At 48.0% G+C, this 9,335-nt stretch carries 8 protein-coding genes and 1 pseudogene; 5 read left to right on the top strand and 4 right to left on the bottom strand.

Going from position 1 to position 9,335, the window contains the following annotated elements; translation table 11 throughout:
• Together V5298_RS12505 and V5298_RS12500 are read left to right on the top strand one after the other, a co-directional pair.
• A pseudogene (locus tag V5298_RS12505) lies at positions 1-168 on the top strand (GTP cyclohydrolase II); the annotation flags it as partial.
• Positions 169-285: 117 nt separating this feature from the next.
• Complete coding sequence (locus V5298_RS12500; RefSeq protein ID WP_332931784.1) at positions 286-1,554, top strand: DUF3300 domain-containing protein; 1,269 nt, start codon at positions 286-288, stop codon at positions 1,552-1,554.
• Positions 1,555-1,612: 58 nt separating this feature from the next.
• Here V5298_RS12500 and V5298_RS12495 read toward each other — a convergent pair whose 3' ends face one another.
• The gene (locus V5298_RS12495) at positions 1,613-2,014 is read right to left on the bottom strand and encodes a hypothetical protein (protein WP_332931783.1); all 402 of its coding nucleotides are present in this window, start codon (positions 2,012-2,014) and stop codon (positions 1,613-1,615) included.
• Positions 2,015-2,219: 205 nt separating this feature from the next.
• Between V5298_RS12495 and V5298_RS12490 the strand changes: the two genes are divergently transcribed.
• The 3 genes from V5298_RS12490 (at position 2,220) to V5298_RS12480 (ending at position 5,415) form a co-directional block, all read left to right on the top strand.
• On the top strand, positions 2,220-3,188 hold the full coding sequence (locus V5298_RS12490; RefSeq protein WP_332931782.1) for a zinc transporter ZntB: 969 nt from the start codon (positions 2,220-2,222) through the stop codon (positions 3,186-3,188).
• A 206-nt stretch (positions 3,189-3,394) separates the two neighbouring features.
• Complete coding sequence (locus V5298_RS12485; protein ID WP_332931781.1) at positions 3,395-4,879, top strand: methyl-accepting chemotaxis protein; 1,485 nt, start codon at positions 3,395-3,397, stop codon at positions 4,877-4,879.
• Entirely contained in the window at positions 4,876-5,415 is a 540-nt protein-coding gene (locus V5298_RS12480) for a DUF6436 domain-containing protein (RefSeq protein ID WP_332931780.1), read from the top strand. The genes V5298_RS12485 and V5298_RS12480 overlap by 4 nt, the downstream gene beginning before the upstream one ends.
• Here the strand turns inward: V5298_RS12480 and V5298_RS12475 are convergent.
• The 3 genes from V5298_RS12475 to V5298_RS12465 form a co-directional block, all read right to left on the bottom strand.
• The gene (locus tag V5298_RS12475; RefSeq protein WP_332931779.1) at positions 5,412-6,356 is read right to left on the bottom strand and encodes a histone deacetylase family protein; all 945 of its coding nucleotides are present in this window, start codon (positions 6,354-6,356) and stop codon (positions 5,412-5,414) included. The genes V5298_RS12480 and V5298_RS12475 overlap by 4 nt on opposite strands.
• Positions 6,353-8,194: a GNAT family N-acetyltransferase gene (locus V5298_RS12470; RefSeq protein WP_332931778.1), complete on the bottom strand. Its 1,842-nt coding sequence runs from the start codon at positions 8,192-8,194 to the stop codon at positions 6,353-6,355. Before V5298_RS12470 ends, V5298_RS12475 begins: the two co-directional genes overlap by 4 nt.
• Positions 8,195-8,347: 153 nt before the next feature.
• On the bottom strand, positions 8,348-9,335 hold a 988-nt coding region (locus V5298_RS12465), incomplete at its 5' end, for an efflux RND transporter permease subunit (RefSeq protein WP_332931777.1).

Raw genomic sequence — 9,335 nt, 5'->3', positions numbered from 1 at the left:
GAACTCATGACCAACAACCCACGGAAGATCAACGCCCTTAAAGAATTGGGCGTTAACGTGGTTTCCCGCAAACCCATTGATCATGGTATGACCAAAGACAATAAGTATTATCTTAAGACGAAAACGGAAAAACTGGGTCACGTTTTCGACCCTCACATGTTCAAGTAAGGCCATAAACCTGAATGCTCAGTTAGAAACTGATTCAGCTTCCGTTAATACCCGATCGCTTATAAACGTAGCATAAGTTCAATTACCTGCCCGCGTCATTAGGGTTAAGGAGACCGTATGAAACGTTTATCCATAGCGATCCTCACCGCCCTTTCGGCAGTGAATACCCTAGTTGCACTGCCCGTAATGGCAGAGCAAGAGCAAGCTACCGCAACTCAGTCAGAAGCCTTATCCTATTCCGATGCCGAACTGGATAGTGTCCTTGCTCCTATTGCTCTGTACCCAGACACAATTCTTACTCATATTCTTATTGCCTCTACCTATCCCCTGGATATTGTGTCAGCTGACAGATGGCGACAACAAAACAGTGAACTCAGTGAAGATGAAATACAAGAGCAAACCGAATCATTTAATTGGGATCCCAGTGTTAAAGCGCTGCTTCCGTTAACGGATATTTTGCACACACTGGCCTCTGACTTAGACTGGTTGCAACAGTTAGGTGACAATGTGCTTATCAGTCAAAGCCGGGTATTGGCCAGAGTGCAGGTATTGCGTCAACACGCCCTTAACGCAGGGACGTTAAGCGATAACGAATACCTAGACGTGGAGCAGGATGAAGACGTTATTGTCATCGAGCCCACGCGCAAAGAATACATTTATGTGCCGTTTTACGATACCCGCGTGGTGTTTGGTCACTGGTGGCACCCTGTCGCCCCTGTTTACTGGCATCAACCTGCCCATTTTCGTTTAGCGGGCAGCTTCTACTGGAGCCCTCGCATCCATTTGTCCACCACCTTTTATTTTGGGGGCATTCTCTGGCACAACAGACAGGTCGTTGTAAATCACAAACCGGTAAAACGCTTTTATTACGGGAAGGACGTAAAACGGGTTTATAGTCGAGACTACCAACCATGGCAGCACAATACCGCCCATCGCCATGTGCGCTACTCGCCCCGCGTTATCCATAGTGCGCCGACCCATTTTGCCACCCCAAGGGTGGTTAAAAAGCCCATTCGCTCGCCTACCAAAGTAACCACCACCGTCACCCGTCGTAACACCGAGCGCGGAGTAACGGTACGCAAAGAAACCACGGTGAAAAAACCAGTAACTGTGCGTCAAGAAGCGGTGCGCAAAGAAACCACGGTGAAAAAACCAGTAACTGTGCGCCAAGAAGCGGTGCGTAGAGAAACCACAGTGAAAAAACCAGTAACAGTGCGCCGCGAAGTGGTGCGCAAAGAAACCACAGTGAAAAAGCCAGCAACAGTGCGCCGAGAAGTGGTGCGTAGTGCACCACAGCAAAAACGAACCACACCGGCGGCGGTGAAAAAACGTCAAACAGTACAGCAGCCTAAACAGCCCAAAGGCAAAAATCGCGATCACAATTAAAAAAGGGCGCCAAGCGCCCTTTTCTTACACAAAAAATACAAAAAACGGCTTCTCTTATCTAGTATTCGATAACCAGCTGCTCTTTTTCCACCCACATACGGCTAGGTACCCGATTACCAATAAAGGATAAATCCAACTGATTAAAATCCAGCAATAAAATAACCGGTGCCGACTGGCCTTTTAGCATCTCAGCCCAGCGTGATATTTCACTTTCATCAATTTGATTGCTTTCGTGTATTTGAAATCCGTCTAGTTGGGGGCGTATTACCTGTAATACGCCCGACTCACCATCGTAATCAACGTCACCACTTAACGTTGCCGATGCACTGAGCGCTTGCTGATCCTGGGTGCCACTTATATCCACCCTGATGGCAACATGATTATCTTTTGCCAAGGTGATGTAGGGGTTAGAAAAGACAACCTTGTTGCCCTGATAGTATTCGGTTTGCGGAAATGCCATTCCCACCACCTGATTGAGATCCTGTTGTGATAGCCTGAACGTAAAAGCCCCTGCCCAGGAATTAAAACACAGACACAACAATACCATTAAAGATGTTATTTGAGTTAGCAGACGCATAAAGCCTCATGATAGATTGCGTTGTATGCACTTTAACACAAGCTCTTAGCCTGTGTTTTCCCTAATTCTTTTTGCCAGGAGGCTATCTATGATCACTGATAGTGCATTTTTGTCCGCTTACGTTATTAACGCTGACGGTAAAGCGACAAAGCAACCTCAGTTCACCTCTGCCAGCCCCCTTGGGCCTGGAGAGTTCGTTTGGTTACACCTACAATGCGATGCCCCGGATGCTGATCACCTACTAAGCCAAATCCCGTTAAGTGACGGCGTGGCAGACGCATTGTGTGTTCCAGAAACACGTCCAAGGGCCATGCAAATAGAAGACGGCGTGTTAATTTACTTACGGGGTATCAACAAAAACCCGGATGCCGACCCTGAAGACATGGTATCGCTACGTATTTGGTGCCAGCCCGGTCTAATAATTACCGCCCGACGTAAACACCGACAATTAATGTCAATCCAGTCGCTGCAACAGGACGTTGCCAATAACCAAGCCCCCACCACACCGACCAACCTGTTGCTTGAGGTCATTACCCGTCTGGCAAATGGTATTCACGATATGGTGGATGAAATAGATGACGAGTTGGTTTCCTTTGAAACCGATGAGCGCCTGTCGAGCCAGGATCGTCAAGCTTTGGCTAGTCTGCGACGACAATCAGCCTCAATTCGACGCTTTCTATCCCCTCAACGTGATGCCCTAGATGCCTTATACCGCTTTACCCCGTTTTTGAATAAAGAACAGGCGTTTTGCCTTCGTGAACAAACCGATAGAATCACTCGTTATGTTGAAGATCTGGATTTAGCCCGAGAACGCGCCGTGGTATTGCAGGATGAGCAACGAAACCGCATTGCCGATCAACAGGGCATGCGTATCTACCTATTGTCCATGGTAACCGCAGTATTTTTACCCCTTTCTTTTCTTACCGGTATATTTGGTATGAATGTGGGTGGTCTACCGGGCACGGATTCGCCCAATGCCTTTACTCACCTTATGATTGGAATGGGCTTATTGGCAGTGGCGATGTTAGTGGCCATGCTTTGGCGTCGATGGTTGTAATAATTCACGGGATAGATATAGATAACAATACATTATATTTTTATTATACTAGTAATTGCGAATTTACTTATTCATGCTATGTTGAAATAACACATTCGGTTATATGAATATACAGGGTGATTAATATTTATACACTGAATGAATGTGTGAGCTGAGGCATGGCTCATTCGTGGCCTTTTATCATCATTAAGTAGAGAACGACGCAAATGCTATATCCATGGATTAAGGATGGACACAAAATTTTTCGACTGGTACTCGTAGCGCAATGGGTATTGTCACTTTTTATCGGCTTTTATACGCAGGACTACTTGCCCGCCTTTATTTTCGGTTTACCTATTTTATTGCCTCCGCTGTTTTTAAGTATTACTCAACCCAGCAGTGTACTTAGCCGAGTAGCGGTAGGTATTGGCACACAGCTGTTTACCGCACTGCATATCCATCAAGCCTTTGGACTCATCGAAATCCATTTTGAAATATTCGTTCTTTTGGCCTTTTTGGTGGTATTTCGAGACTGGCTGGTTATTGCTGCGGCCACCGTGGTTGTGGCCGTGCATCATATCGGCTTTTTTATTTTACAGTCAGAAGGCGTCAGTGTTTATGTATTTGAAGAAGGCCATCACACGATAGGGATTTTAATCCTGCATGCAGTATTTGCCGTTACCGAATGCCTCGTCTTAATGTTCGTCGCTAAGCGTTCTTTCGAAGAAGGAACCAATGCTTACGCTCTTAGCAATACCGTTCAACAAGTACTAGAGGATCCCAATAGCATCGATTTATCCGTAGACGTGCCTCGTATCACCACCGGAACCCGGCAGTTTGCCGATCTGTTAGCGCAAATGAACACCTTAGTAGGTCATACCCGAGGGCTAACCAACGAGGTGTCATCAGCCAGTGATATTATCAAAACCGCCATGTCAGAACTGAGCCAAACCAGTGTAAAAAGTGCCGATGAAGTGGCCAGCGTCTCCTCTGCATCGGAAGAAATTGCCGTGTCGATGAAAATGACCAGTGAGCGTACCCATCTGGCCAGCGAAATGACCCTTGCCGCCACTGCACTTACAGCAACCTCAAAAGAGGCGTTAGATTCCTCGGCGTCATCGGTTTCTTCATTAAAAGCCTTACTCAGTGAAGCGGAAAAAACCAATCTGGAACTCAACGAGCGCTGTAATAGTATTTCTGATGCCATGCGCTCGATTACCGCCGTTGCCGATCAAACGAACCTACTCGCTTTAAATGCGGCGATTGAGTCGGCTCGGGCGGGTGAACATGGCCGAGGCTTTGCGGTGGTGGCCGATGAAGTGCGCACCCTGGCCATCCGTTCTAAAGAAAGCGCCGATGAAATCTCTTTTGTTACCGAGCAACTAGTCAGCAGTACGGCTAACTCAGTGCAACAAATGCAAGATTGTATTGCCCTCGTGGATCAGGCCGTTAATGACTCGTCCGAAGCCAATACCGCCATATCTAAAATAGAAATCCAGATGAATAATGCCTCTGAACATATGACAGAGGTGGCCGCCGCCGCAGAAGAACAAGAAGCCGCTTCCCAGTCCATTGCTGAAAGTACCGCCAAGTTGCATGAATTAGCACAAGATGAGGCCACCACAGCATTACGTCTGGAAGAACAAGTGGTTCAACTCGCCACCTTATGTAGCCACATGCAAGAAGCCGTTCAAAAATTCGTGATTAAATGACCGGTAAAAAAGGATGGGGGCTACTCGCAGTTTGGGTTGCCGCCCTCATGGTGGGGCTCTGGTTTTACGGTGACGATAAAATTGTACCCTTTGATCCCAATTTTAGCCTCAACCGTGCTGCTGCCAGCGACGACTTCGACCACCAGTTTGTCGACATGTTGAAAAGCGCAGGTATTCAACCCGGAAGCCTTGTGCATATACAGGCAAGTACTCCCTGTTATTGCAATACCCTGAGCAACATTCACCAGCAAGCGCTGCTTAGCTTATTGAAAAATGACGGCTATCAATGGGTAACGCTGAATATTGAAAACATCCCAGCCCTTGCCCCCTGGGTGCCTACGTTTCCGGCGTTGGCGGTAATCGATATGAAAGGCAAGCTTCGTTATTTAGGCCCCTACGCCACGGGTATTGGGTGTTTTACCGGCGACGATCTGGTCAATGATATTGCCGCTATGGCAAAACAAACCCAGCCTTTAGGTGCGGTGATAAACAGCGAGGCTGAAGGCTGTTACTGCCCCACTCAAAGTCAGCCTTAGGCCCCACTGGTTTCCTCACGGCTGTCCCCTTGTAACCCTTTAATATGTGCAACCACACTGCGAGCCAACGCACTGTGGTTGTAGCCACCTTCTAAGGTACTGACCATGCGACCATGACAACACGCATCGGCAACCTTACGTAATTCAGCAGAAATCCACTTGTAGTCATCTTCTCGCAAACGCAAATGCCCCATATGATCTTCAGCGTGTCCATCAAATCCTGCGGAGATCAAAATCAGTTCCGGCGCATAATTTTGCAGCACGGCAAACCAATGACGGACTTTCTCACGAAAGACCTCCCCCGTTGTACCAGCATCAAGGGGCACAGATAAGACATTGCTCGCAGAAACAGGATCGCCAGAATGGGGATAAAAGGGATGCTGAAAGGATGAGCACAACATGATGTGCTTGTCGCCAGCAACAATGTTCTCGGTTCCGTTACCGTGATGCACATCAAAATCCACAATGGCCACCCGGTTTAACCCATGATGTTTCAGCGCGTATCTGGCTGCCACTGCGATATTATTAAACAAACAAAAACCCATGGCCGAGTCGTATTCGGCATGATGACCTGGGGGACGTACGGCACAAAAAGCCTGTCTATCCTCCCCCGCCATTACCCAATCCACAGCTTCGATCCCTGCCCCTGCAGATTGTAATGCCGCGCTTAAGGTTATAGGCGTCATTCCTGTGTCATCGTCCACCCAAATTAACCCCGACTTAGGCGCTTGCTCAAAAATGCCTTTAACATAGTAAGGATCATGGGCGAGTGCTAAGTATTCCTGGGGGCAAGGGCCCACATCCTGATGTTCACAGGTCATTTCTAACCCTGATGACAACAGTTGATCATCAATGGCATAAAGACGGTCTGGGCATTCCGGATGCTGATGTCCTACATCATGATTGAGGCAATCTTTACCTCTAAATATGCGTACTGTCACTGGGCATCCTCCAGTTTAAGTTCCAGTTCCACTTCGCTGGGATCGCTTCCCGCCATACGCTTAAAATTAGCGTTTTCGAAAATCGCGATCATAGGCTTGTTCTCTGCGCGCACATAGGCCAGCATTCTGCGCATTTTCCGCTTTCGGGCAATCTCGATAAGACGGCTGAGCAGCAATTTTGCCATGCCTTTTCCTTGTTGGTTTTCCCGGGTTACAAAGGCAGCTTCACAGGAGTTATCATCAGGATTGAAATAAAAGCGGCCCACCGCATGAATAGTGAGTCGGGAGCCTTCCTGACGGACTATACACAAGGCCGCGTCACTGCGTTGGTCAACGCTGACGAGGTTACACGACTTCTCACGGGACATTTGCTTAGGATCATAGTTGTAGCGTAAGCGTAATGTTTCTTTGGTGTGAGAGTAGAAAAACTCCTGTAGACGCCGTTCGTCAGCCGGGTTTAACGGACGCAAATAATAGGTTTCCCCCTGAATAACTAACTTCTGCAGTTGAATGGCACCTAATTCAGGGATATCAGTAGGGTACTTTTCCTGATAGTGGGGAACCCAATAGTTCTTGCGCACTTCTGAGAGCAGCTGGGAGCGGAATTTAGGGTGAGCCACCCGTATCAGTTCCATGGCTCGTTCACGAATACTCTTTCCTCGTAACGAAGCTATGCCGTATTCGGTAACCACATAATGCACGTTGCCTCGACTGGTCACTACCCCCGCGCCTTCGGTAATACAAGGTTTAATGCGGGAAACGGTTTCATTGCGCGCGGTAGAGGGCAGCGCAATGATCGGCTTTCCCCCTTTGCTGATGGATGCACCACTAACAAAATCCACCTGGCCGCCAATACCGCTGTAAAAATCATAGCCCAGTGAATCGGCCACCACCTGACCGGTCAGATCCACCTCTAGGGCGCTATTGATTGCCACCATTTTGTCGTTTTTAGCAATATTGGTCGGCTTGTTCACATAGCTACTAGGGTAAAACTCGATGTGGGGGTTGTTATCAATATAGTCATACAAACGCTGGGAACCGATGGCGAAGCTGGTAACAATCTTACCGGGGTGAAAGGTTTTTTTCCTGTTGGTGATCGCCCCCGACTCGATAATCTCAATAATGCTGTCGGTGAGCATTTCGCTATGAACCCCCAAATCCTTATGGTGCATTAGGTATTTAAGAGTAGCACTGGGGATTTTGCCAATACCGAACTGCAGGGTCGAGCCATCTTCCACCAGCATGGCCACATATTGCCCAATACGCTCGGTAATAGTATCAATGGGAGGCGGCGGCACTTCCACTAATGGTTCATTTGCCTGAATACAGGCATTGATTTCGCTGATATGAATATAAGAGTGCCCGGACGTACGAGGCACGCAGTCGTTCACCTGAGCGATAACCGTATTAGCATGACGCACGGCGGACATACAGATATCTACCGACGCCCCTAACGAACAATACCCGTATTCGTCCGGCGGGCTCACATTGACCAATACCGCATCAAGGGGCAAGGTACCATCGCTAAATAAGCTGGATATTTCCGATAAAAACACCGGCGTGTAATCGGCGCGGCCTTCATCCACCGCCTTGCGCACCACTTCGCCACCAATAAAGAAGGTGTTCACTTTAAATAACTGCCGGTACTTTTCCTGCGCCCAGCGCGTATCACCCAATGCAAGCATATGCACCAGTTCAAGATCACTGATGCCCGCACTATGGTCGATGAGATCCTGAATTAATGCATAGGGTACCGACGCATTTCCACCGACAAATACCCGGCATCCAGACTTGATTAGTTGATTCCAGACAGGCTTAGGGGGCAAAACCACGGCCATATACGCTCTCCACAGAGTAAGATCTATACGTTATGTTGGCATATTCTGGCACAAGTTCATTGATCAAGCTTAATAAACCGACCAAAGTCGAATAACCCTAAGACAAAAAAAGTCGCACCTAGGTGCGACTTTTTATGCATTGAATGATACCAATCACTCTTGTTCGGTTTGCCGTTTAGCCCCAAACCATTTCACCACCATGACATAGAACATGGGGACAAAGAAAATGGCTAAGAAGGTGGCGGCGAACATACCGCCCATCACCGCAATACCAATGGCGTTTTGGCTTTCAGAACCCGCGCCAGAAGAAATGGCCAAGGGTGTAACTCCTAGAATAAATGCCATGGAGGTCATCAGTATAGGACGAAAACGTTGCTTGGCTGCCACGGATACCGCCTCTAATAAGTCCATGCCGCCATCGTATTGTTCCTTGGCAAATTCCACAATCAAAATGGCATTTTTCGCCGCTAGCCCCACCGTGGTTAAGAACGCCACCTGCAGGTACACATCATTTGGCAATCCAAATAACCAAGCAGCAATTACCGAGCCTAATATCCCAAGCGGAACCACAAGGATAACAGCAAAGGGCACAGACCAGCTTTCGTATAAAGCTGCCAAACATAAAAAGACCACCAAGATAGACAAGGCGTAAAGCATGGGCGCCTGTGAACCTGCTGCCTGTTCTTCGTAGGACAACCCGGACCATTCCAAGGCAAAACCAGAAGGCAGTTGCGCCACCAGTTTTTGCGCTTCATCCATGGCTTCCCCCGAGGATACGCCCGGCGCAGGGCTACCCTGAATATTCACCGATGAGACACCATTAAAACGCTCAAGCTTAGGCGAACCATAATTCCACTCTACGGAAGAAAAAGCACTGAAAGCTACCATTTCGCCCTTGTTATTGCGTACATACCATTTATCAAGATCTTCTGGAGACATACGATATTCAGCGTCAGCTTGTAGATACACACGCTTAATACGCCCACCATCAATAAAGTCATTCACATAGGTTGAGCCCCATGCAATGCTTAGGGTGTTATTAATATCGCTTAAAGATAATCCCAGTGCCGACGCTTTTTCGCTGTCGATATTGATCTTAAACTGCGGCACGTCCGATAAGCCATTAGGCCGTACCCCCACC

The organism is Alteromonas sp. 14N.309.X.WAT.G.H12 (assembly GCF_036697315.1).
In the GTDB taxonomy this organism is placed as follows: Bacteria; Pseudomonadota; Gammaproteobacteria; order Enterobacterales; family Alteromonadaceae; genus Alteromonas.
This window is presented reverse-complemented; position numbering and strand designations above follow the sequence as displayed.

Coding starts and splice junctions, on each gene's coding strand:
- V5298_RS12500 (WP_332931784.1), top strand. CDS start 286: ATGAAACGTTTATCCATAGCGATCCTCACCGCCCTTTCGGCAGTGAAT.
- V5298_RS12495 (WP_332931783.1), bottom strand. CDS start 2,014: ATGGCATTTCCGCAAACCGAATACTATCAGGGCAACAAGGTTGTCTTT.
- V5298_RS12490 (WP_332931782.1), top strand. CDS start 2,220: ATGATCACTGATAGTGCATTTTTGTCCGCTTACGTTATTAACGCTGAC.
- V5298_RS12485 (WP_332931781.1), top strand. CDS start 3,395: ATGCTATATCCATGGATTAAGGATGGACACAAAATTTTTCGACTGGTA.
- V5298_RS12480 (WP_332931780.1), top strand. CDS start 4,876: ATGACCGGTAAAAAAGGATGGGGGCTACTCGCAGTTTGGGTTGCCGCC.
- V5298_RS12470 (WP_332931778.1), bottom strand. CDS start 8,194: ATGGCCGTGGTTTTGCCCCCTAAGCCTGTCTGGAATCAACTAATCAAG.